Source organism: Breoghania sp., from assembly GCF_963674635.1.
Lineage (GTDB): Bacteria > Pseudomonadota > Alphaproteobacteria > Rhizobiales > Stappiaceae > Breoghania.
Window position 1 is genome coordinate 132,819 of record NZ_OY771475.1, and the last position, 22,553, is coordinate 155,371.

Here is a 22,553-nt window from a genome sequence, read left to right on the forward strand (position 1 = left end):
CGCAAAACAGCCCGCCCTATTCCTCGCGCGCGTCATAGGCCTGACGGGCGGCGACCACGCGGGCGTGGTTTTCAAGCGCCCAGGAGCCCAGAGCGCGCAAGGGGATCAGCAGATCGCGGCCAAGATCCGTCAGTTCATATTCCACCTTCGGCGGAATGGTCGGAAAGACCGTCCGGGTCACATAGCCGTCCCGCTCCAGACCGCGCAACGTTACGGTCAGCATCTTCTGCGAAATGCCGTCCACCGCGCGTTTGATTTCCATGAAACGATGCCGCCCCTGACCCAGCAGCATCACGATATGGACGCTCCATTTGTCGCCCACCAGCGAGATCACCTCATTGGCGCGGGTGCATTGTCCGGGCTGGGATCCGTCGATGGTTTCGGCATCCGATGAAGGGATCGGGCGCCTCTCGGCAAGCTGAACAACCGAGTCTTCCGATATGTAAGCCATTGTGTCTTCTTCAGGAACCTGGACGTCACCCGGTTTCATGGAGGTGACCAGGTGACAATAAAGTGCCATCTTGCGCCGCAGCAAAAGGTCACCGATGTAGAGCCGGTTACCAATGTATACGGGGTTGATCTCAATGAAAACCGTTGCTGTGCTCGTCGGCTCCCTGAGGGCCGGTTCCATCAACCGCAAGTTCGCGGAAAGTCTCGCCCGTCTCGCCGAGGGCAAGCTTCAGTTCAAGTTCGTCGAGATCGGCGATCTGCCGCTCTACAACGAGGACCTGTGGGAAACGCCGCCTGCGTCTGTCCTGCGGCTCAAGTCCGATATCGAATCGAGCGACGCCGTTCTGTTCGTGACACCGGAATACAACCGCACCTATTCCCCCGCCATCGACAATGCCCTGCATTGGGGAACGCGGCCGTGGGGCCAGAATTCCTGGGCCGGAAAGCCCGCTGCGGTTGTCGGCACGTCCCCCGGCGCGGTCGGTGCTGCGGTTGCTCAGGGCCAGCTTCGCCATGTGGCGGCCGTCGTCGGCACCGCTCTGCTCACCCAGCCGGAGGTCTATTTCTCCTACAAGGAAGAGCTCTTCGATGAGGCGGGGAACGTGACCAACGCAGAAACGAAGGCGTTCCTGCAAGGGTTTGTCGACACCTTCCACGCATGGATCGAGAAGGTCGGCTGACGGGTTCGTTCGCGATCTTCGCTCTTGCCTTTCCCCTTCCGTTGCCCTTTCGCCGCCGCATTCGGAGCCGGCGAAAGGGATTCGCGCAGAGGGGGGAAGGGGAGCCAAGTTGTTGTTTTTGCCTTAAATATGTAGAAAAATACCTAATCGAATTCCCTAAATTCCGGGCGTGCGATGTTGCTGCTTTTCAACGGCAGTCCTTTCCGATACGTGTTGCAATGTTCCCTAAAACGCGGTGGCTTGGCGCGGGCCGGCTTCTGACCAGTGTTTCTTGCTGACCTGCTGCGTGGTTGGGGAAAGAATGCTGGCCGAGCCTGATCCGTCGGGTGGCTTGCGAGTGCGTATTTCGCCCGCAATGTGCGGGAGGATAGGAACGGAAACGGCGATGACCGTCATGGATCGCGCGATTGACTACCGTCGTCTGCTACAAGACCTGCCGACGCCCTGCATGGTGCTCGACAGGCAGCTTCGCTTTGTCGAGGTGAATGCGCATTATCTCGCCGCGACCCGACGTACGCGCGAGGAGCTTGTCGGCCAGCACGTCTTCACCGTCTTTCCCGCAAGCGAAGAGGTGACAGCTCCCTTCGAGGAGGCGTTCAGGCGCGCGCTCGATGGAGAAATCACGGTTCTCGATCGCCAGTGTTATGCCATTGCCGTTCCGGAGGACGAAGGTGGCGGCAATCGTGAGGTTTGGTGGAGCTGTCGCAATGCGCCTGTTCATGACGAGCAGGGCCATATATGCGGCGTGGTCCAGCACACGGAAGACGTGACGCAGGAAGTCGCGGCGGAACAGATGCGCGACGCGGTTTCGCATGAGTTCGCCCACCGCATAAAGAACATGCTGGCGACCATTACCGTCATTGCGCGGCGCACCGGTGCGCAGGCGGAGAGCATTGACGGCTTCAATACGGTGTTCGGACAGCGCATCGACGCCATGGCGCGCACACATCAGCTTCTCGTCAATGGTGGCTGGGACGGCATGCAGCTTTCCGATCTGCTGGAAGGGGAGCTGACCCCGTTCCGCAATGAAGGGAGGGGCTGTATCACGCTTCGCGGTCCGCGCGTGAAACTCACCTCCACCCAGGCGCAGGCGCTGGGCATGGCCTTTCACGAACTTTCCACCAATGCGGCCAAATACGGGGCCTTTACCGACCCCGCCGGTCGCCTGACGGTCCAGTGGGGACTTGTGGAAGGGGCGCTCAAGATCGACTGGACCGAGGACGGTCTGAGCAATGTCGTGGCACCTGACCGGATCGGCTTCGGCTCGCGCATCATCGAAGAGGTGATGCCGATGCAGCTGGAAGGCACGGTGGAGCGCAAGTTCACGCCCTCAGGCATGCATTGCGAGATCGTCGTTCCCATGGGCTGACCGGCGCAAATCGCGGCTCCATCTATTCCGCGTGGGGTCCGGCGCAGCCTTGTGAAACTTTCGTCAATCGTGCGGGGCTGTGGCGAAATATTCGCGACTTTTCGCTTGACCCTCATTCCGCGCCCGCTTAGTTTCGCCCCAACGTGATCGGACGTCCGGTCGCCAGAGGAATTCGAATATGCAGATGCTCATTCTTGTAGGAACCGCGCGCGCTGCCACGACGGCCTGAGGCTGTCGGGAATGGTGACGTGCGCAGCAGGGCCCCTAAGGGCCCTTTTTTATTGCCCGAACGGCCGTGAGCAAGCCGGTTCTGGCATCTGATATGGTGAGTGGCAGGGCCCTTTACGCGCGGGCCGCGGGCCGGGGGTAAACCGGCGAAGAGACGAGGATGAGAGTATGACACGGGAGATGACAGGCGCCGCAATGGTCTTGCAGGCGTTGAAGGACCACGACGTGGAATATCTGTTCGGATATCCCGGCGGCGCGGTGCTCCCCATCTATGACGAGATCTTCCAGCAGGATGAGGTCAAGCATGTGCTTGTGCGCCATGAACAGGGCGCCGGTCATGCTGCCGAAGGTTATGCGCGTTCCACCGGAAAGCCGGGCGTCGTTCTCGTCACCTCCGGTCCGGGTGCAACCAACATGGTCACCGCGCTCACCGATGCCATGCTCGATTCCATTCCGCTTGTCTGCATTACCGGGCAGGTGCCGGTTCCGCTCATCGGCAATGACGCCTTTCAGGAGTGCGACACAGTCGGCATTACGCGGCCCTGCACCAAGCACAACTGGCTGGTGCGCAATGTGGATGATCTGCCGCGCATCCTGCACGAGGCCTTCCAGGTCGCGACCACGGGTCGGCCGGGCCCGGTCGTCATCGATATTCCCAAGGACGTTCAGTTCGCCACGGGCGAATATGAAGGCCCGACGCGGGTGGAGCACAAGAGCTACCGTCCGCAGATCAAGGGCGACATGGGCGCGATCCGGCAGGCGGCGGACATCATCGCCTCCGCGCGGCGTCCGATCTTCTACACCGGCGGCGGCGTGGTGAATTCCGGCCCGCAGGCCTGTCACCTGCTGCGCGAGCTGATCCAGCTCACCGGTGCGCCCATCACCTCCACGTTGATGGGTCTTGGCGCCTATCCGGCCTCCGGCGACGCGTGGCTTGGCATGCTGGGCATGCACGGCACCTATGAGGCCAACATGGCGATGCACGATTGTGACGTCATGGTCTGCGTCGGTGCACGTTTTGACGACCGCATCACCGGTCGCGTGGATGCCTTCTCGCCCAATTCCATCAAGATCCACATCGACATTGATCCCTCCTCCATCAACAAGAACGTGACGGTGGACCTGCCGATCGTCGGCGATGTGGGGCATGTGCTTGAGGATCTGGTGCGCATCTGGCGTTCGTCTGCGCTGAAGGTCAACGACACGGCGTTGAAGGCGTGGTGGAAGCAGATCGACATCTGGCGCTCGCGCGATTGCCTGGCCTACAAGCAGTCGAGCGACGTGATCATGCCGCAATATGCGATCCAGCGGCTTTACGAGGCGACCAAGGGCCACGACACCTACATCACGACCGAAGTTGGTCAGCACCAGATGTGGGCGGCGCAGTTCTTCGGTTTCGAGGAGCCAAACCGCTGGATGACGTCCGGCGGCCTGGGCACGATGGGCTATGGCCTGCCGGCGGCTGTCGGCGTGCAATGCGCGCATCGCGACAGTCTCGTCGTCGATATCGCGGGCGATGCCTCCATCCTGATGAACATTCAGGAGCTTTCCACCGCCGTTCAGCACGAATTGCCGGTGAAGGTCTTCATCCTGAACAACCAGTACATGGGCATGGTGCGCCAGTGGCAGCAATTGCTGCATGGCAACCGGCTATCCAATTCCTACACGGAATCGCTGCCGGATTTCGTGAAGCTGGCAGAGGCCTATGGCGCCGTCGGCTTCCGCTGCGAGAAGCCGGGCGATCTGGACGATGCGCTGGCTGAGATGATCTCGGTCAAACGGCCGGTGCTGTTCGATTGCCGGGTGGCCAATCTCACCAACTGCTTCCCGATGATACCCTCGGGCAAGGCGCATAACGAGATGCTGTTGCCGGACGAGGCCAATGACGAGGCCGTCGCCAAGGCGATTTCCGATGAAGGCAAGATGCTAGTTTAGCTCCCAGGGGGGAATGACATGAACGCTCAGAACCTAAACGCACCCTCCGCCTATTTCCTCACTTCGGTGAGCGACCATGTGGAGACGCACACCCTGTCGGTGATCGTGGACAACGAGCCCGGCGTGCTTGCGCGCGTCATCGGCCTGTTCTCGGGCCGCGGGTACAATATCGACAGTCTCACGGTAAGCGAGACGGAGCATGAGACGCACCTGTCGCGCATCACCATCGTGACCACCGGTACGCCGATGATCATTACCCAGATCCGCCACCAGCTGGACAGGCTGGTGCCGGTTCATCGGGTGGTTGACCTGACCGTGCAGGCGCAGGAAGCCGGTCAGGAAAAGCCGCTTGAGCGGGAACTGGCTCTGGTAAAGGTGAAGGGCGCTGGCGAAAAGCGGCTGGAGGCCTTGCGCCTCGGCGACGCCTTCCGCGCCAGCGTCATCGACGCTACGACCGATCACTTCACTTTCGAGATCACGGGTCGCACCTCCAAGGTGGAACAGTTCATCACGATCATGAAGCCTCTGGGGCTGGTGGAGGTCTCGCGAACGGGCATCGCCGCCGTCCAGCGCGGCGGCGACGGGATCTGATTTTGAAAAACGGCGGCATGCAGATGCCGCCGTTTTTTCTTGCGGGGGTGTTTGCGGGAGGGCAGGGGCCGATCCTTCGAGACGCCTGCTGACGCAGGCTCCTCAGGATGACGTTGTCGTGTTGTGAGAACGCAAGAAGCCAGCCACATCCACAACGTCATCCTGAGGAGCGCCCGAAGGGCGCGTCTCGAAGGATCGGCCCCACGCACCAAAGGCCCCACGCACCAAAGGCCACATTTCCCGGAGGCGACACGGTGAAACCGCCTTGTCCTCTTCCGCACGTTCAATCGGACCGGGAACGGGGCGCGCCACACTTGCCGTGCAGCGACGCAAAACGCGCGCCGGTGCAAATTGAGTCCGCCCACCGTTGATCTCCTCCCGGCATGGCGTATAAGTCAGGCCCCACGCGGCGGTTGCAACGCTGCGGCATCGCCATCCATTCAAAACGCCCGTTCAAAACGAAAGTGTGTGCCGTTATGAGCATTGGCCTCTCCCGTCCCAAGAACCAGATCCGTTGGCTGCTGCTGGAAGGCATCTCGCAATCCGCCGTCACAGTGCTGAATGAAAACGGCTACACCAATGTCGAACGTGTGCAGACCGCTCATGACAAGGATGCCCTGATCGAGGCGCTGAAGGGCGTTCAGATCCTCGGGATCCGTTCTCGCACCCAGCTGACCGAAGAGGTGCTCGCGGCCGCGACGTCGCTGGTGGCTGTGGGCTGCTTTTCCGTTGGTACCAATCAGGTCGATCTTCCGGCAGCCAAGAAGCGGGGCATCCCGGTCTTCAATGCGCCGTTCTCCAACACCCGCTCGGTGGCGGAGCTGACGATTGCCGAAATCGTCATGCTGATGCGCGGCATCATCCCGAAATCGACGGCCGCCCATGAGGGGCGCTGGATGAAGTCCGCTACGGGCGCGCGCGAGGTGCGCGGCAAGACGCTGGGCATCATCGGTTACGGCAATATCGGCACGCAGCTCGCCACGCTGGCCGAAGCCATGGGCCTGCATGTCATCTATTTCGATCAGGTCGACAAGCTCAGCCACGGCAATGTGCGCCCGGCGGAAAGCCTGGAACAGCTTCTGGCCGTTTCCGACTTCGTGTCGCTGCATGTGCCCGATACTCCGGAGACGCGCGGCATGATCGGCGCGGCGGAAATCGCCAAGATGAAGAAGGGCTCCTTCCTCATCAACAATGCGCGCGGCAAGCTGGTCGATATCGATGCGTTGGTGGAGGCGCTGCGCAGCGGTCATCTGGCGGGTGCGGCCATCGATGTCTTCCCCGTGGAACCGAAGTCGAATTCGGATGAATTCCTCAGCCCCCTGCGCGAGTTTGAAAACGTCATCCTGACGCCGCATATCGGCGGTTCCACGGAAGAGGCGCAGGAGCGTATCGGCGAGGAAGTCGCCCGGCGTCTGGTGGAATATTCCGATGTGGGCTCCACCATGGGCACGGTGAATTTCCCGCAGGTGCTGCTTCCCAAGGGCACGGATGCCACCCGCTTCATTCAGGTGCACGACAACACGCCGGGCTCGCTGAAGCGGCTCAACGAGCTGTTTGCCGCCAACGACCTCAACATCGTCACCCAGCACCTGCAGACCGACGGCGAGATCGGTTATGTGGTGGTGGACATCGAGGGCCAGGTCCGCAACTCGGTGGAGATCCTGGAACAGATCCGCGCCGTGCCCGGCACGATCCGCGCAAGGCTTCTGAACCGCGTGTGACCCGCTTTGAGGCGCCCCTCAGGTGCCGGGAGATGAACGAGCCTCCGCATGTGCGCCATGCGGGGGCTTTTCGTTGTGCGGCGCCGATCAGCCGATTTCCGCCAGCACGCCGCCCAGTTCACTCATGTCCCGGATGGCGCGGAATTTCTCGTTTTCCGGTGTCTCGTCGTGGTGTTCCAGCGCCCATGTGATTTCATAGGGGATATGCACCGCCCAGGCGCCCGCCTCCAGAGCCGGGACGATATCGGATTTCAGCGAGTTGCCGACCATCACGGCTGCGGTCGGTTCTGCGCCCATGGCGGCGAAGATGGTGCGATAGGTCTCCACCGTCTTGTTGGAAACGATCTCCACCCCGTCGAAGAGTTCGCCCAGTCCCGATTGCGCGAGCTTGCGCTCCTGATCGAACAGGTCGCCCTTGGTGATAAGAACCAGCTGGTAGCGTCCCGCAAGAGCCTCCAGCGTCTCCTGGACATGGGGCAGGGGATTGGCGGGGTGGGCGAGCATGTCGCGCCCGGCGTTCAGGATCTCTGCGATGACTGTTGCAGGGACTTTGTTCCGCGTCACGTCCAGCGCGGTTTCGATCATCGACAGGGTGAAGCCCTTGATGCCGAATCCATACTGGTGAATGTTGCGCCGCTCCGCATCCAGAAGCCGTTCCAGCAGGTGATCCGGCTCGGCGAAATCGGCCAGCAGTTCGGTGAATCGCGTCTCGGTGAGGCGGAAATAGTGCTCGTTGTGCCAAAGCGTGTCATCGGCATCGAAGGCGATCAGGTCGATCCGGCGGGGCGTGGGCATGAAGGCTGGTCCATCCGGCATGGAGGGGAAAAATTGTTTTGGCAAATCTGGCGCGAAAAACGGGCGCAGGCAATCGGAGCGCGCTACGTCATGCGCGGCTTTTCAGCTTTGTTTTTGGTGTGAGGTTTTCCCCAGAGTGGAAAAAGCGGGACTGGGCGCTTGCACTCTCTCTCGAGCATCGATATATAGCCCTCACCGCGCCGCACCGAGTGGCGGTTTCGCGGAGGTCGGGTGTGTAGCTCAGTTGGTAGAGCAGCTGACTCTTAATCAGCGGGTCTGGGGTTCGAGCCCCCACTCACCCACCATTCTCTCTCTTCTTTCCTGAAATCCGAGACTTTCGAAACGGTTGCCTTGCAGCCGATCGGCGTCGTGTGCATGCCGCGGTGTTCTTCTGGCCCATCGTGCAGTTTCCGCTTCGGAAAATGCACGGTTCGCGATGACTTCTATCACTGCACACTTTTCCCTCTTGGCGTAGTATCATGGGTGTCGCAGGTATCCGTGCGGCCCTGCCGCAAGGGATCCCCAATGCGCATGTTTGCGGTTTCGCCAGGTTTGCCGGCGGAACTGTTTCAGGGTCAAGCTCGTTGGAGCTTGAGAAATGGGAGGTGGGCTATGGCGTACAAGCTTGGAAAAACGGCTCTTGCGATCGCGGTGGCCCTGGCGGGTCTGACGATGATGGCGGTTGATGCCTCCGCGCAGTCACGCGCGCGGTGCGATGCCTATGCGCGCGATTATGCGAACCGCGCGACCAATACCGGCGGCAATGTTGCCGGCGGTGCGGTTGGCGGGGCCATTGTCGGCGGTGTGATCGGATCGGTCACGGGAAGCTGGGGGCGCGGTGCGGCCATCGGTTCCGGCGTGGGCGCAATTGCGGGCGCCGGCAAGTCATCCGGCGACTGGAACCGCAATTATCGCCGGGCCTATAACGATTGCATGCGTCGCGGCTATGCTCCGCGCGCCCGAGGCGGCTATGAGCCCTGGACGCCGGCATGGCATGACTACTGTTCGCGCAAGTATCGCTCGTTCAATCCCCGCACGGGCTATTACACGACCTATGGCGGTCGCAAGCGCTTCTGCCGCTAGCGCGGTGGATCAGCGTCAGCAGACCGTGTGAAGACAGTGCGAAAGTCGAGGCGCCCTCCAAGGGGCGCCTTTTTCTTTGTAGGGCCTGTCTTGCAAACCCGGAACGCTCTAACGGCTGCGCTCGGCAATTGCCGTCAGCAGGCCCTTGGTGGATCCATCGCTGTCGGCGGGCGGTTCCGCGCCCTTCACGCTGGGCAGAAGGGCGGTCGCCAGTTCCTTGCCAAGCTCCACGCCCCACTGGTCGAAGGAATTGATGTTCCAGATCGTGCCTTCGACAAAGACCCGGTGCTCGTAAAGCGCGACGATCGCGCCGAGCGTGTCCGGGTCGAGCTGATCATAGGCAAGCGTGGTGGAGGGGCGATTGCCGGGGAAGACCTTGTGCGGGGCGAGCCGCTCAATGGTCGCCTCGTCCTTGCCGGCTGCGCGCAGCTGCTCTTTCGCCTCGTCCAGTGTGCGGCCACGCATGAGAGCCGCGCTTTGCGCCAGGCAATTGGCGACAAGCATGGCATGATGATCGCGCAAGTGCGGCTCGTGGCCATTGGCTGCGATCATGAACTCCGCCGGGATGACGTCGGTGCCCTGGTGGAGAAGCTGGAAAAAGGCATGCTGGCCGTTGGTGCCCTGACCTCCCCATATGACCGGGCCGGTCTGGCCAGCCACGGGCTCGCCGGAAAGCGTGACGCGCTTGCCGTTGCTTTCCATGTCGAGCTGCTGAACATAATTGGGCAAAAGCCGCAGGCGCTGGTCATAGGGCAGCAAGGCGCGGGTCGGGTAGCCGCAGATGTTGCGGTGCCAGACGCCGATCAGTCCCATCAAAATGGGAAGGTTCTCCGCGATGGGGGCCTGCCGGAAATGGGTGTCCATGGCATGTCCGCCGCCCAGAAACGCGCAGAAACGCTGCGGGCCGATGGCCAGCATCAGGGGCAGGCCGATGGCCGACCATAGCGAATAGCGTCCGCCGACCCAGTCCCAGAAGCCGAAGACCCGGTCGCTCGCGATGCCGAAGGCGTCGACTTCATCGAGCGCGGTGGAAACGGCGGCGAACTGGGCCTTGACCGCCGGCTCGCCCAGGGCTTCCACCAGCCAGCGGCGGGCGCTGGCGGCGTTGGTCATGGTTTCGGCGGTGGTGAAGGTCTTGGAGGCGATCACGAAAAGCGTGGAGCGCGGATCGAGATCCTTCAGCGTATCGGCCAGATGGGCCCCGTCGATATTGGAAACGAAGTGCAGCCTCGGGCCGTCGTGATAGGGGGCGAGTGCCGCGGTTGCCATGGCGGGACCGAGATCTGAGCCGCCAATACCGATATTCACCACGTCGGTGAACCGGGCGTCGGTGTAGGAGCGGATATGAGCGCTGCGCACGGCCTCGGCAAAGGCGGACATGCGCTCAAGCACCGCGCGCACTTGTGGCATCACGTCCACGCCACCCGTCGTCACAGGTGCGTCAGAGCGGTTGCGAAGAGCGGTGTGCAACACGGCGCGCTGTTCGGTGGCGTTGATACTGTCGCCTGCAAACATGGCGTCGCGTCGCGCTTCCACCCCGGCCGCCTGCGCGAGTGCGGCAAGCCGCTTCAGCGTTTCCTCGCTCATCAGGACCTTGGAAAAGTCCAGAAGCAGTCCCGCCGCCTGACAGGAGAAACGTCCGAATCGATCCGCATCGCCCTCGAACAGGTCGTTCAGGGATTGGGCGGACATCTCATGGTGATGCGCGTGCAGGGATCGCAGCGCCTCGTCCGTGGAGGGATGTGTCGCCATCATGAGTCGGGTGCTCCATCTTGCTATCGTGCGGAAGGCTAGTCGGTTTTTCGTGTTCTGTCAGCGCGTGTGCGAATGCTGAAAATGACGAGTGACGTTACGGCATGGAGTTGACGTTCGCGTAAACCATGCCAAAGTCACGGGCAGACGCACGACACAAAAAGAGCGCTGACCGCGTTCAAAACGCGGCAAACACCCCGTCGGTTGCGCGGAGGGGAAATAAAGGGAGAAACGCAATGACGGCCGAAGCGACATCGGAGGAGCTTGTCTTCACGCCACGACCGATGCCGGAATATCTCGACGATGCGGTCCGCCGGTTTGCGGAGCGACCGGCGATGGATTTCATGGGGAAGGTCTGGACCTATAAACAGCTTGGCGATCTGGTCAATCGCGCTGCGGAGGGGTTTCGCAAGCTTGGGGTCAAGCGCGGCGTTCATGTGGGCATCTGCCTGCCCAACACGCCGTATTTCACGGTTTGCTATTTCGCCATCCTGAAGGCTGGCGGCACGGTCGTGAACTACAATCCCCTTTACGTGGAACGCGAGATCGATTTTCAGGCGCGCGATTCCCGCACCCAGATCATGGTCACGCTCGATCTCAAGGTCATCTACGACAAGGTGGAGGCGGTGCGCGCCAAGGGCGGGCTGAAACAGATCGTGGTCTGTCCCATGGCGGAGATCCTGCCCCAGCCCAAGAAGCTCCTGTTCCAGCTCTTCAAACGCGGGGATCGGGCAAAGATCTCGCGCGACGATGCACACCTGTTCTTCACCGATCTTGTAAACGGCCCGCCCATCGCGCAGGAGGCGGTGACGTTTCCTGAAACGGATGTTGCGGTCCTGCAATATACGGGCGGCACGACCGGCGTGCCCAAGGGGGCCATGCTCAGCCATGCAAACCTTTCCGCCAATATGGAACAGATGCGGATCTTCTTTTCCGACGCCCGCCCGGGCGATGAGGTGATGCTCTGCGTGTTGCCTTTCTTCCACGTCTTCGCGATGACGGCGGCGCAAAACCTGTCGATACTGATCGGCGCGGAAATGGTGCTCATGCCACGCTTCGAACTGAAGATGCTGCTTGATGACATCAAGCGGAAGCGCGTGACGCTGTTTCCCGGTGTGCCGACCATCTACACCGCGATCAACAATTCTCCGCTGACGCACAATTACGATCTCACCTCCATTCGGATGTGCCTGTCGGGCGGCGCGCCGCTGCCTGTGGAGGTGAAGGAGAATTTCGAGAAGCTGACCGGATGCACCCTGGTGGAGGGATACGGGCTCACGGAAGCTTCGCCCGTGGTTTCCTGCAATCCGAGCGATGAACCTCCGCGCGCTGGTTCCATCGGCAAGCCGCTCGCCTGGACGGAATGCGAATTCCGTTCGCTGGAAGATCCCTATGTGGTGATGCCGGAGGGCGAGAAGGGCGAGCTTTGTGTCCGTGGCCCGCAAGTGATGATGGGCTACTGGGAACGTCCGGACGATACAAATCGCACCGTGGAGAACGGCTTTCTGCATACCGGCGACGTGGGGTATCGCGACGAGGACGGCTACATCCACCTTGTCGACCGGATCAAGGACCTGATCATTTGCTCCGGCTACAATGTCTATCCGCGCGTGATCGAGGAGGCGATCTATCAGAATACGGCGGTGGAGGAGGTCATCGTCATCGCCATAGACGATGACTATCGCGGCCAGGCGCCGAAGGCCTTTGTCAAGCTGAAGGAGGGTGCGAGCCTCAGCTCCGATGAACTGAAGGTGTTTCTCAAGGATCACCTGTCGGCCATCGAGATGCCGCGCGCCTTTGAATTCCGCGATGAGTTGCCCAAGACCCTCGTGGGCAAGCTTTCCAAGAAGGAACTGGTCGAGGAGGAACGTGCCAAGGCCGGCAATCAGGCCGCCGAATAGGCGTCCTTCACTCCGTTTCGCGGCGGTTCGTGGCGCGCGAAAGGCATAGGCAAGGCGCATGTCGGCAGTTGTCGGCGTGCGCCTTGCCGCGTCAGCGCATCAATTGCGCCTTGTCGCGTCAGCGCATCAATTGCGTCTGTACGCGAACGCGGGGGCAGTTGTAATAATGGGCGGCTCACCACTCCAGGGGGCGATGCCGGTCCTCAGGCTGCTTGCCGCTGTGTCCGTCGCCTTCGAAGCCAAGGGGCCTTCATGACGTCTGCCATGCCAAGCTATCTGACCACGCGCGAGATGGCGGAACTCCTGCGGGTCAAGGAACGCAAGGTCTACGATCTGGTGGCCGCGGGCTCGGTGCCCCATTCGCGCGCCACCGGCAAGCTGCTGTTCCCGCGCGAAGCGGTGCTGGCATGGATCGAGAGTGCGGGCGAGGGACTGCCCCCGCATGCCGAAGACCGTCCGAACGTGGTTCTGGGCTCGCATGATCCGCTTCTGGAATGGGCCTTGCGCGAATCCGGCTCCGGTCTCGCCTCTCTGTTCGACGGTTCCTTCGACGGGATCGAACGCTTTGCAGAAGCGGGCGGCGTTGCCGCCGGTCTGCATGTGCCGGAGCCGGTTGTCGGCGACGAGGCGCAGACCAACTGGAACACGGGCATCATCTCCGATCAGTTCGGCTACAGGCCTGTGGTTCTGGTGGAATGGGCATGGCGCGAACGCGGGCTCATCGTTGCCAAGGGTAATCCGCTGGGGATCGCGGGCGTCGGGGATCTTGCCGGAAAGCGCGTGATGGCGCGCCAACCCAAGGCAGGCAGCCAGCGTTTGATGGAGATCCTGATGGCGCGCGAGGGCCTGAAGGCGGAGGATCTGGTTTCTGCCGGAAGCCCGGCGCGTGATGAGCGCGATGCGGCGCTGGCGGTGCTGGAGGGCAAGGCGGATGCCTCTTTCGGGCTGTCGGCTCTGGCGCGACGGTTTCAGCTCGATTTCGTGCCGGTCGCGCGCGAGCGTTACGACCTGCTCGTGTGGCGTCGGGCCTGGTTCGAGCCGCCGCTTCAGAAGCTCTTTGCCTTTTGCCGCAGCACGGACTTCGCGCAGATGACGGCGGAGCTTGGTGGCTATGACGTCAGTGGTCTCGGGCGCGTTCAGTTCAACGGCCGGTGAAGCGCGCCGTCTGTTGCGGCTCAGTTGTTGTAGCCGCGCCCTTCCGGCGCACGCACGAAGCGTTTGTTGAGCTGGGCCTCGCGGTGCACGGTATAGAGCGAGGCGGCAATAATGATCCCGGCACCCACGAGCGTGTTCATTCCCGGAAGGGAGCCGAACAGGATCAGCCCGAAAACCGTGGCATAGAGCAGGCGTGTGTAATCCAGCGAGGCGATGGCTGTTGCTTCCCCGGCCTTGAAGGCCTGGATGTTGCACATCTGGGCGATCCACGCGATGCAGCCGATGGCAAGCATCAGCATGACTTCCGTCCAGGTCGGTGTCACCCAGTAGATCCATGACGGGATGATCATCAAGAGCCCCACCCCGCACGCCTGGTAGGTCAGGATGGTGACCGGGCGGTCGGTCTTCGACATCTGCCGGATCAGGATCATGACCATGCCGGCACAGGCCGCGCCGCCGACGGCCATCAGGCCATAAACGTTTTGCAGGCCGCTTCCGGTCGGATCCAGCATGATCACCACGCCGATGAACCCCAGAATGACCGCGCTCCAGCGATGGATGCCGACGGTTTCTTTCAGGATGATGATGGCGAAGATCGTGACGAAGAAGCTCTTGGCGAAGGAGATCGCTGTGGCATCGGCTAGCGGCAGGTGAATGACCGCTGAGAAACCCAGGATCATGGCGCCGCTTGCCAGAAGGATGCGCGACAGGTGCAGGCCGGGGCGCGCGGTGCGCAGGGAATCGGGGAAGGAACTCAGGATCGTCGGCGCGACGATGAAGGTCATCACGATCTGGCGCGCCAGCAGGATTTGGGAAACGTGGATCCGCTGGCCCACCACCTTTATGAGCGCGGTCATGATTGTGAAGAAGAAGCAGGCGACGAGGATCCAGATTGCGCCGCGGGTATTGCCGGGAAGCGTCTCCCACCATGCGCGAAGCCGCTTCGCGCTTTTGCCAGCCTGATCGGCCTGCCCGGTGCCTTGCGGCGGTTCGCAGTGCGGATCGTTGGCGGGCGAGGGGGCATCGGAGGGCGGAGACGTATCGGGCATGGATGGGCTATACCCTGCGGAAAGGCGGATCGATAGGGGGAATTTTCCGCAAGGTCGCTTCGGTGAGCATGCGAAGGGCCTGCGAACGCGACCCACGATATCGCGATTTGTGGAATTTTACGTATCAAATCGCGAGGCGGGGCTTGGATAAGCGGGATGGGACTGGTTAAGCTTACGTATCGACACCTTACCTATCTCGTTGCGTCAGGTGCGGGTGCAAGCGACAGGCTTGCGGCTTGCCATGCGACGACAACCCTGAAGGCATTTTGGGCATGAACAAACCGGTCAACGCCAAGTTCGGCATCGGCGCGCCTGTGCGGCGCAAGGAAGATCCCAGCCTGATCACCGGTCATGGGCGCTATGTCGGTGACATCACGCCGGCGGGAACCTTGCACGGATACATGGTGCGTTCCGCCATGCCCCATGCCCGGATCACCCTTTCCGGCGTCGATGCGGCCCGTGCGGCCGAGGGCGTCCATCTGGTCCTGACGGCGGCTGATATTCCCGATCTGGGTCTGATGCCGACCAAGGCGGTGATGCCTCAGGTCGATGGCTCCAAACACGCCGTCCCGCCGCGCGAGGTTCTGTGTTCCGACACGGTGCGCTTCATCGGCGATGCAATCGCCTTCGTGGTGGCCGACAGCGTGGAGGCTGCCAAGTCGGCGGCGGAGCTGATCGAGGTGGAATACGATCCGCTCGACGTGGTGGTGGAGACGTCGCAGGCCCTTGGCGAAGATGTGCCGCTGGTGTGGCCTGAGACGGGCACCAATCTCGCCTTCGAACTGGGGCATGGCGACAAGGCGAAGACGGATGCGGCCTTTGCCGAGGCTGCCCGCGTCACCTCCATCGACATCGTGAACAACCGGCTCGTGTCCAACTACATGGATACGCGCGGCTGTGTTGCGGAATATGATGACCACGAGGGGCGCTACACGTTGACGGTCGGAACGCAGGGTGTTCACGCCGTGCGCGATATCGTGGCGGCTGACATTCTCAAGATCGACCCGGCCCGCCTGCATGTCATCACGCCCGATGTGGGCGGCGGCTTCGGCACGAAGATTTTCGTCTATCGCGAATATCCGCTGTGCCTTGTGGCGGCTGAGAAGCTCGGGCGGCCCGTCAAGTGGATCAGCGAGCGCATGGAGCATTTCGTGGCCTGCGCGCAGGGGCGGGACAATGTCACCCATGCGGAGATGGCGATGGATGCGGAAGGGCGCTTCCTCGGCCTGCGGATCGATGTGACCGCGAATATGGGCGCCTATCTGCACCAGTTCGCCCCGTTCATTCCGTGGGTGGGAACGTCCATGTCCACCGGGCTTTACGATATCGAGGCGCTGCATGTGCGGGTGCGCGGGGTCTACACCAACACGGTGCCCACCGATGCCTATCGCGGGGCGGGGAGGCCCGAGGCCGCCTATCTGATCGACCGGCTGGTGGACAAGGCAGGCGTGGAGACGGGTCTCGGCCCGGCGGAAATCCGCCGTCGCAATTTCATTGCGAGCGAAAACCTCCCCTACACGACGCCAACGGGCCGGATGTATGACACGGGCGAGTTTTCCGCCCACATGGACAAGGCCATGGCGGAGGCCGACTGGGCGGGCTTTGAGGCGCGCGCGGCGGAGGCGCGGGCGCGCGGCAAGTATCGGGGCATCGGCATGTCCTCCTATATCGAGGCCTGCGCCTTTGCGGGGTCCGAAGAGGTCAACATGGCGCTCGATGCTTCCGGCAAGGTGACGCTGCTCATCGGCACCCAGACCAACGGGCAGGGCCACGCCACGGCCTATGCGCAGGTGGCAGCCGAAATCCTTGGGCTCGATATCGAGGAGATCGATGTGGTGCAGGGCGACAGCGACCGGATCGCCAGCGGCGGTGGCACGGGCGGCTCGCGCTCCATTCCCATCGGCATGCCCTCGGTCGACACGGCCTCGCGCACATTGGCTGAAAAGATCAAGGCGCTGGCCGCCGATCGGCTGGAGGCGGGCGCGGGCGATCTGGAACTCGTCGACGGCATGGTTCGTGTGGTGGGGACGGATCAGGCGGTGAGCCTCTCTCAGATCGCGGCGGATGCGTCCGATCCGGCCGATCTTGCCTCACAGGCCCGCATCAAGCAGGAGGAGGCGACCTATCCGAACGGCACCCATGTGTGCGAGGTGGAAATCGATCCGGAAACCGGTGTCACGCAAGTGCTGCGCTACACGATCGTGGACGATTTCGGCGTCACGGTGAACCCGCTTCTGCTCGCCGGACAGGTCCATGGCGGCGTCGCGCAGGCCATTGGTCAGGCTCTGATGGAAAACACCGTCTATGACGCGGACGGCCAGCTGATTACGGCCTCGCTGCTCGACTATGCCTTGCCGCGCGCCGGAGACTTGCCCGATTTCGACTTCCAGACCCGCAACGTGCCGTCCACGACGAACGCGCTCGGCATCAAGGGGGCGGGCGAGGCCGGAACCATCGGCGGGTGCGGCGCGGTCATGAACGCGGTGGGCGATGCGCTGCGTCGTGGCGCGGGCGTTACCCATATCGACATGCCCGCGACGCCGGAGCGTGTCTGGTCCGCAATCAGGGCTGCGCAAACCTGAGGCAGGCAATGCTCACTGCGGTGCAATTGTGCGCACAAGCGGACCCGGGACGGGGACACGGGAAGCGGGTGATCGGATTTTGCGCTTGCAACTGGTTGCGATCGCAACGGGAGTGTCTATTCTCTCGATAGACGCTCCTTGTTCGAGTGCTCCTTGTGCCCCTCCCGACCGTCATAGGCGCCGCTTGCGTCTGTGACCTGAAAGCAGTTCTGCATGTCCTCCGGTGCGTCCCAGGCGCCTGTCTATGAAACGGTGCGCCGGCCGATGGTCGGCATTTCCCTGAAGATACTCTCCACCATCGTCTTCACGGTGATGTCCGGTTTGATCAAGCTGATCATCGATGAATTGCCGACAGGCCAGATCGTGTTCGCGCGCAATCTTGTTGGCCTCGTTCCTGTTCTCCTGATGATGGCCTGGCAGGGCCAGCTTCCCGCAGCCCTGAAGACGAAGCGTCCCTTCGGCCATTTCGTGCGCGCCATTGTCGGCGTGACGGCGATGACGATGAATTTCGCCGCGCTTGCCTTCATCGCGTTGCCGGATGCGACCGCAATCGGCTATGCCGCGCCGCTGATCACGGTGGTGATGGCGGTGTTCTTTCTGGGGGAAGTGGTGGGCATTTTCCGCTGGAGCGCGGTCGGTGTCGGCTTTCTCGGCGTGATCATCATTCTGGCGCCCAATCTCAGCATCGGGTCCATGGATCAGGGCACCACGATCGGCGCCTCCATCGCCCTTTTCGCCACGCTGTTCATGGCCGGGGCCGCGATCATCGTGCGCAAACTCATCACGAGCGAGCGTTCGGCGACCATCGTTCTGTGGTTTTCCGGGTCATCCTCCATCATCGCGCTGGCGACGATCCCGCTGGGGTATTTCTTTCCCAGTCAAAGCTGGGTGATGCCGGTCGGCTGGCAATGGGGCATTCTCGGCCTGATCGGCATTCTTGGCGGGCTCGGCCAGATCCTGATGACGACGAGCTATCGCTTTGCGGACGCCTCCACCATCGCCCCGTTCGACTACACGACCATCATCTGGGCAACCGCCATCGGCTGGATGGTGTTTGGAGAGGTTCCGGGCATGTCTGTGGTGATCGGCGCGAGCGTGGTGATTGCCGCGGGCCTGTTCGTGCTCTACCGCGAACACAGGCTCGGCATTGACCGCACGCGGGTGCGGCGGGCCTCCACGCCGGGCAAGATCTGACGCCCGGCGTCTGGCCGCATTTCCTCAAGCGCGCGGTTGCGCCCTAAAACGCCTTGAACGTCAGAATCGTCTTGGTGTCCTGAATGTTCGCGATGCAGTGGATCTTCTGGTTCACGAACTGTCCGATGTCGGTGCTGGCGTCCACATAGAACTTGGCCAGAAGGTCGTAATCGCCTGCGGTGGAATAGATTTCCGAGGCGATTTCGGCGTCGGCCAGCTTGTTGGCGACATCGTAGGACTTTCCAAGCTCGCATTTGATGAGGACGAAGAAGGGGGTCATGGGCGTCTCCGGATACGCATGAAACAGATGGGCCCCAATCAATCGGATTGCAGGCACCGGGGCAAGCGCCCCGTGCGCGCAGATTGAAAGGAGGCATGGTGATCAACAGGCGCTGCGTCGTCGCGGGGCTTGTCAAATCGCGCGAGACGCTCTAGGTCTCGGTTGACCAATGGGGGTGCCCGAAGAGGGCTGAGAGGCAATGCGCCAACTCCTAGAACCTGATCCGGCTTGTACCGGCGGAGGGAATTGGGATGCACCATGCTGCAAGACTAATCGCGATAGCGCCGGACATGCAGGACGTCTGCCACCACAGGGGCAGGGCGTGTGAACGCATGCGCCGATTCAGGCCCACTGCGCGCTTCGCATCTTCAATCGACAATTGGGGGAGGGGGATGCCATGACGGCAATCGCCGTGACCGTGGCCGGCTCGGATTCCAGTGGAGGCGCGGGCGTTCAGGCCGATCTGAAAACGTTTTCCGCGCTCGGCGTCTATGGCGCGAGTGTGTTCGCCGCGCTGACAGCCCAGAACACGCGCGGCGTCACCGGCATACTGGACGTGCCGCCGGATTTCGTCACCGCGCAGTTTAACGCCGTCTATTCCGATCTGACGGTTGGCGCGACCAAAATCGGCATGCTCTCGCGTACGGACGTCATTGAGGCGGTGCGCGCCGGGTTGAAGCGGTATCAGGTTCACAACGTGGTGCTGGATCCGGTGATGGTTGCGACCTCCAACGATCCGCTGATCGATGACGCGGCGGTGGAAAGTCTCGTCGAGCTGCTTTTCCCGCTCGCCGACCTGATCACCCCGAACCTGCAGGAAGTCGCCCGCATTCTGGCGGTCCCGGTGGCCGAAACGCGGGAGGAGATGAGCGCGCAGGCGGTGCGGCTGAAAGATATGGGGCCTGCCGCCGTTCTCCTGAAAGGGGGGCACGGCACTTCCTCGCAAAGCGTCGATCTGCTGCTTGATGAGGAGGGCGAGCATTGGCTGGAAGCCCCGCGCATCGACACCCGCAACACACATGGCACCGGCTGCACGCTTTCCTCCGCGATTGCCGCCGGGCTTGCGCATGGGCACGACATGATCACCGCCGTGCGCGGCGCGAAGGCCTATGTGACCGCCGCCATCGCCGCGGCTGATACGCTTGAGATCGGCCACGGTCACGGGCCCGTCCATCATTTTCACGCTCTTTGGGAGAAAGCATAATGAGCGGAAGGACCATTTCGCGCCGCAAGGCGCTGTCGCTTGCGGGCATGGGGGCGGCTGCGGCTGCATCCGCGTCCTCGACCCTGGCGACCCCCGCTCTCGCGCAGACAGCGATCCGCTGGAAAATGGTCACCTCCTGGCCGCGCGACCTGCCGGGCCCAGGCGTGTCCGCGCGCCGTATCTGCGAGGCCATCAGCACCATGAGCGATGGCAAGCTGACGGTCGATCTTCATTCGGCCGGTGAACTGGTTCCCGCGCTGGAGGTGTTTGACGCCGTGGCGGACGGGACGGCAGAAATGGGCCACACGGCTTCGTTTTTCTGGCAGGGCAAGATGGCGGCGGCGCCCTTCTTCACCGCCGTTCCCTTCGGCCTGACCCCGCTTGAGCATATGTGCTGGATCGAGCGCGGCGGCGGGCAGGAAGTCTGGGATGCCCTTTATGAGCCTTTCGGAGTGCGGCCTTTCATGGGCGGCAATACCGGCTTTCAGATGGGGGGCTGGTACAAGCGGCGCATCACGGGGCTCGACGATCTGAAGGGATTGAAGATCCGCATGCCCGGCCTTGGCGGTGAGGTGATGCGGCGTCTGGGGGCAACTCCGGTTTCCCTGGCGCCGGGCGAGATCCTGCCCGCGCTTCAATCGGGCCTGATCGATGCGACGGAGTTTCTGGGCCCCTCGGGGGATCTGGCGATGGGGTTCCATCAGGCGGCGAAATTCTACTACGCGCCCGGCTGGCATGAGCCCAACGGAACCGGCGAGGCGTTGATCGGAGCGAAGGCGCTGGAAGGGCTGCCGGGGGATCTGAGAGCCATTGTCCTCCATGCCATCCGCGCGGAAAACGCCCTGTCGGTCGCTGAAGGCGAGTGGATGAACGCGCTGCAGCTCAACGCTCTGACGGAAAAGCACGGGGTGACGGTGCTGCCGTTTCCAGATGACATGATCCGGGCTGCACGCCGGGTGACGGGCGAGGTGCTGGCGGATTTCGAGGAGATGGGGGGCGCAGATGCGGCCGTTTATCGCTCGTTCCTCAAGGCGCGTGAGGCAATGGGCCCGTGGACACAGGCGAATGAGCTGCAATATCTGACTGCGCGCGGCTGACGCTGCCGGTGTCAGCAGAGATGGAGCAAGCAGAAGGGCGCGAGACCGGATCAGATGGTCTCGCGCCCTTCTTTCATTTCGTGCTTGCGGCTCCGTTATTCGGGACCCGTCACTCGGCCCCGATCACTCGGTTTCGGACACTCGGCCCACCTCACTCGGCAACAACCTTCTGATGCTGATCGCCCAGCCCCTCGACGCCGAGCCGCATCTCATCGCCCGCCTTCAGGAAAACCGGCGGCTTCATGCCCATGCCGACGCCCGGAGGTGTCCCTGTGGTCACCACATCGCCCGGCTCCAGCGCCATCATGGTGGAGATGAAGGACAGGCACTGCGCGACGGTGAAGATCATCGTCTTCGTGTTGCCCGTCTGCATGCGGGTGCCGTTCACGTCCAGATACATGTCGAGCGCCTGCGGATCGGGGATTTCGTCCGCCGTCACCAGCCAGGGCCCAAGCGGGCCAAAGGTTGGGGCGCTTTTGCCCTTGATCCACTGGCCGGTTCCCTCAACCTGCCACTTGCGCTCGGACACGTCGTTGCAAAGGCAATAGCCGGTGACATGGGAGAGCGCGTCCGCCTCGCTCACCTGCCACATGCGCTTGCCGATGACGACCGCAAGCTCAACCTCCCAGTCGGTCTTTGAAGAGTTTTTCGGCAACACGACAGCGTCGTCGGGGCCGGACAGCGAACTGGGAGCCTTGGAAAACAGGATCGGCTCTGCCGGGATCGCCATGCCCGCCTCCGCCGCGTGATCGGCGAAGTTGAGACCGATGGCGAGGAAGTGCCCGACGCGGGCCAGCGGTGCGCCGAGGCGGCTTCCGGCAGGCGCTTGCGGCAGGCTCGAAGGGTCGATCGCCTTCAGGCGTTCAATGGTCTCCAGGCTGACGGTTTCGGCTGCGAAGTCGCCGATATGTGCGGAAAGGTCCCGCACAATGCCTGACGTGTCGACAAGTCCCGGCTTTTCATGGCCGGCAGGTCCGAAGCGAACGAGCTTCATGGACGCAATCCCCCCAAATCATCTTGATGTCGTGAAAACGGCTCGCGCGGATCATTGCGCGCAGGCAGGGCGGGTTTCAAGTCGTTTGGCAGCCTTGTCCCGCATCGGGGCGATTCGTCGACGCGACTGTTCCAGCCTCACAGATAGCGATGCTGCCCACCGCCCGATCTTGGATCGCGCGTCGGAGCGGAGGTCAAACTGTCGCAAATCGGCAACTATAAGAGGAAAAACGGACCCTTCTCGCGGGATGCGAGGCTGGAATGGGGCGTGATTAAAAAGTGGGCAATCGTTTCGTGTCTGAACTTTCAAGCGCGCTTTTGTGACCGGACGACGGGGTTTCGCGCCCTGTTTACGCAAGCGGAAGATGCGCAGTCTTCAAAATGCTCTCGATCAGCGTTTGTCGGGAGCTGCATCTTGCGCTCAATGAGGCGGCGGACCGTGTTGTCACAAAACCTTCGTTCACATTACCATCGGTCCAAGAACGTGAATTCCT

The 22,553-nt window shown here is 62.3% G+C and carries 18 protein-coding genes, 1 tRNA gene and 1 riboswitch; of the genes, 13 read left to right on the plus strand and 6 right to left on the minus strand.

The features are described from left to right. Positions 1-16: 16 nt before the first annotated feature. Complete coding sequence (locus tag ABGM93_RS00565) at positions 17-451, minus strand: helix-turn-helix domain-containing protein (protein WP_321502462.1); 435 nt, start codon at positions 449-451, stop codon at positions 17-19. A gap of 133 nt (positions 452-584) precedes the next feature. Between ABGM93_RS00565 and ABGM93_RS00570 the strand changes: the two genes are divergently transcribed. The 5 genes from ABGM93_RS00570 to serA all read left to right on the plus strand — a co-directional run bounded on the left by ABGM93_RS00570 (position 585) and on the right by serA (position 6,974). Next, the gene (locus tag ABGM93_RS00570; protein ID WP_319775623.1) at positions 585-1,130 is read left to right on the plus strand and encodes an NADPH-dependent FMN reductase; all 546 of its coding nucleotides are present in this window, start codon (positions 585-587) and stop codon (positions 1,128-1,130) included. A 385-nt stretch (positions 1,131-1,515) separates the two neighbouring features. Next, entirely contained in the window at positions 1,516-2,499 is a 984-nt protein-coding gene (locus tag ABGM93_RS00575) for an HWE histidine kinase domain-containing protein (protein WP_321502464.1), read from the plus strand. Between the two features lie 396 nt (positions 2,500-2,895). Continuing rightward, the gene (locus tag ABGM93_RS00580) at positions 2,896-4,662 is read left to right on the plus strand and encodes an acetolactate synthase 3 large subunit (protein WP_321502466.1); all 1,767 of its coding nucleotides are present in this window, start codon (positions 2,896-2,898) and stop codon (positions 4,660-4,662) included. A gap of 18 nt (positions 4,663-4,680) precedes the next feature. Next, on the plus strand, positions 4,681-5,253 hold the full coding sequence (gene ilvN / locus ABGM93_RS00585) for an acetolactate synthase small subunit (RefSeq protein WP_319775626.1): 573 nt from the start codon (positions 4,681-4,683) through the stop codon (positions 5,251-5,253). A gap of 476 nt (positions 5,254-5,729) precedes the next feature. Next, positions 5,730-6,974 carry a phosphoglycerate dehydrogenase gene (serA, locus tag ABGM93_RS00590; protein ID WP_321502468.1) on the plus strand — a complete coding sequence of 415 codons (1,245 nt, stop codon included), beginning with the start codon at positions 5,730-5,732 and terminating at the stop codon, positions 6,972-6,974. A gap of 87 nt (positions 6,975-7,061) precedes the next feature. Here serA and ABGM93_RS00595 read toward each other — a convergent pair whose 3' ends face one another. Further along, on the minus strand, positions 7,062-7,769 hold the full coding sequence (locus ABGM93_RS00595; protein WP_321502470.1) for an HAD family hydrolase: 708 nt from the start codon (positions 7,767-7,769) through the stop codon (positions 7,062-7,064). A gap of 229 nt (positions 7,770-7,998) precedes the next feature. On the opposite strand from ABGM93_RS00595, the gene ABGM93_RS00600 reads away from it, so the two are divergent. Both ABGM93_RS00600 and ABGM93_RS00605 read left to right on the plus strand, forming a co-directional pair. Continuing rightward, positions 7,999-8,074: transfer RNA gene (locus ABGM93_RS00600), tRNA-Lys, on the plus strand. Positions 8,075-8,381: 307 nt separating this feature from the next. Beyond that, complete coding sequence (locus ABGM93_RS00605; RefSeq protein WP_321502472.1) at positions 8,382-8,852, plus strand: BA14K family protein; 471 nt, start codon at positions 8,382-8,384, stop codon at positions 8,850-8,852. Positions 8,853-8,960: 108 nt separating this feature from the next. Here ABGM93_RS00605 and pgi read toward each other — a convergent pair whose 3' ends face one another. Further along, positions 8,961-10,544, minus strand: coding sequence for a glucose-6-phosphate isomerase (gene pgi, locus ABGM93_RS00610; RefSeq protein ID WP_321505685.1), 1,584 nt, complete (start codon positions 10,542-10,544; stop codon positions 8,961-8,963). A gap of 296 nt (positions 10,545-10,840) precedes the next feature. Between pgi and ABGM93_RS00615 the strand changes: the two genes are divergently transcribed. Beyond that, positions 10,841-12,505: a long-chain fatty acid--CoA ligase gene (locus ABGM93_RS00615; RefSeq protein WP_321502473.1), complete on the plus strand. Its 1,665-nt coding sequence runs from the start codon at positions 10,841-10,843 to the stop codon at positions 12,503-12,505. 252 nt (positions 12,506-12,757) lie between these two features. Beyond that, on the plus strand, positions 12,758-13,660 hold the full coding sequence (locus tag ABGM93_RS00620; protein WP_321502475.1) for a helix-turn-helix transcriptional regulator: 903 nt from the start codon (positions 12,758-12,760) through the stop codon (positions 13,658-13,660). Between the two features lie 20 nt (positions 13,661-13,680). Here the strand turns inward: ABGM93_RS00620 and ABGM93_RS00625 are convergent, their stop codons facing one another. After that, positions 13,681-14,709, minus strand: coding sequence for a DMT family transporter (locus ABGM93_RS00625; protein ID WP_321502476.1), 1,029 nt, complete (start codon positions 14,707-14,709; stop codon positions 13,681-13,683). A gap of 272 nt (positions 14,710-14,981) precedes the next feature. On the opposite strand from ABGM93_RS00625, the gene ABGM93_RS00630 reads away from it, so the two are divergent. Then, positions 14,982-17,291: a xanthine dehydrogenase family protein molybdopterin-binding subunit gene (locus ABGM93_RS00630; protein ID WP_321502478.1), complete on the plus strand. Its 2,310-nt coding sequence runs from the start codon at positions 14,982-14,984 to the stop codon at positions 17,289-17,291. A gap of 213 nt (positions 17,292-17,504) precedes the next feature. Beyond that, positions 17,505-18,485: a DMT family transporter gene (locus ABGM93_RS00635; RefSeq protein WP_321332830.1), complete on the plus strand. Its 981-nt coding sequence runs from the start codon at positions 17,505-17,507 to the stop codon at positions 18,483-18,485. A gap of 43 nt (positions 18,486-18,528) precedes the next feature. Here the strand turns inward: ABGM93_RS00635 and ABGM93_RS00640 are convergent, their stop codons facing one another. Further along, complete coding sequence (locus ABGM93_RS00640; RefSeq protein ID WP_321332828.1) at positions 18,529-18,765, minus strand: Lrp/AsnC ligand binding domain-containing protein; 237 nt, start codon at positions 18,763-18,765, stop codon at positions 18,529-18,531. A 161-nt stretch (positions 18,766-18,926) separates the two neighbouring features. Beyond that, positions 18,927-19,027: riboswitch (TPP riboswitch) on the plus strand. Between the two features lie 135 nt (positions 19,028-19,162). Here ABGM93_RS00640 and thiD point away from each other — a divergent pair. Then, positions 19,163-19,969, plus strand: coding sequence for a bifunctional hydroxymethylpyrimidine kinase/phosphomethylpyrimidine kinase (thiD, locus tag ABGM93_RS00645; protein WP_321502480.1), 807 nt, complete (start codon positions 19,163-19,165; stop codon positions 19,967-19,969). Beyond that, a complete protein-coding gene (locus tag ABGM93_RS00650) occupies positions 19,969-21,066 on the plus strand; it encodes a TRAP transporter substrate-binding protein (RefSeq protein ID WP_321502482.1) in 1,098 nt (365 codons plus the stop codon). The genes thiD and ABGM93_RS00650 overlap by 1 nt, the downstream gene beginning before the upstream one ends. Positions 21,067-21,217: 151 nt before the next feature. Here ABGM93_RS00650 and ABGM93_RS00655 read toward each other — a convergent pair whose 3' ends face one another. Continuing rightward, a complete protein-coding gene (locus ABGM93_RS00655; RefSeq protein WP_321502484.1) occupies positions 21,218-22,060 on the minus strand; it encodes a fumarylacetoacetate hydrolase family protein in 843 nt (280 codons plus the stop codon). Positions 22,061-22,553: the final 493 nt, after the last annotated feature.

Coding starts and splice junctions, on each gene's coding strand:
- ABGM93_RS00615 (WP_321502473.1), top strand. CDS start 10,841: ATGACGGCCGAAGCGACATCGGAGGAGCTTGTCTTCACGCCACGACCG.
- ABGM93_RS00605 (WP_321502472.1), top strand. CDS start 8,382: ATGGCGTACAAGCTTGGAAAAACGGCTCTTGCGATCGCGGTGGCCCTG.
- ABGM93_RS00620 (WP_321502475.1), top strand. CDS start 12,758: ATGACGTCTGCCATGCCAAGCTATCTGACCACGCGCGAGATGGCGGAA.
- ABGM93_RS00640 (WP_321332828.1), bottom strand. CDS start 18,765: ATGACCCCCTTCTTCGTCCTCATCAAATGCGAGCTTGGAAAGTCCTAC.
- ABGM93_RS00575 (WP_321502464.1), top strand. CDS start 1,516: ATGACCGTCATGGATCGCGCGATTGACTACCGTCGTCTGCTACAAGAC.
- ABGM93_RS00565 (WP_321502462.1), bottom strand. CDS start 451: ATGGCTTACATATCGGAAGACTCGGTTGTTCAGCTTGCCGAGAGGCGC.
- ABGM93_RS00570 (WP_319775623.1), top strand. CDS start 585: ATGAAAACCGTTGCTGTGCTCGTCGGCTCCCTGAGGGCCGGTTCCATC.
- serA (WP_321502468.1), top strand. CDS start 5,730: ATGAGCATTGGCCTCTCCCGTCCCAAGAACCAGATCCGTTGGCTGCTG.
- ABGM93_RS00580 (WP_321502466.1), top strand. CDS start 2,896: ATGACACGGGAGATGACAGGCGCCGCAATGGTCTTGCAGGCGTTGAAG.
- ABGM93_RS00655 (WP_321502484.1), bottom strand. CDS start 22,060: ATGAAGCTCGTTCGCTTCGGACCTGCCGGCCATGAAAAGCCGGGACTT.
- ABGM93_RS00650 (WP_321502482.1), top strand. CDS start 19,969: ATGAGCGGAAGGACCATTTCGCGCCGCAAGGCGCTGTCGCTTGCGGGC.
- ilvN (WP_319775626.1), top strand. CDS start 4,681: ATGAACGCTCAGAACCTAAACGCACCCTCCGCCTATTTCCTCACTTCG.
- thiD (WP_321502480.1), top strand. CDS start 19,163: ATGACGGCAATCGCCGTGACCGTGGCCGGCTCGGATTCCAGTGGAGGC.
- pgi (WP_321505685.1), bottom strand. CDS start 10,544: ATGTCCGCCCAATCCCTGAACGACCTGTTCGAGGGCGATGCGGATCGA.
- ABGM93_RS00595 (WP_321502470.1), bottom strand. CDS start 7,769: ATGCCCACGCCCCGCCGGATCGACCTGATCGCCTTCGATGCCGATGAC.
- ABGM93_RS00630 (WP_321502478.1), top strand. CDS start 14,982: ATGAACAAACCGGTCAACGCCAAGTTCGGCATCGGCGCGCCTGTGCGG.
- ABGM93_RS00625 (WP_321502476.1), bottom strand. CDS start 14,709: ATGCCCGATACGTCTCCGCCCTCCGATGCCCCCTCGCCCGCCAACGAT.
- ABGM93_RS00635 (WP_321332830.1), top strand. CDS start 17,505: ATGTCCTCCGGTGCGTCCCAGGCGCCTGTCTATGAAACGGTGCGCCGG.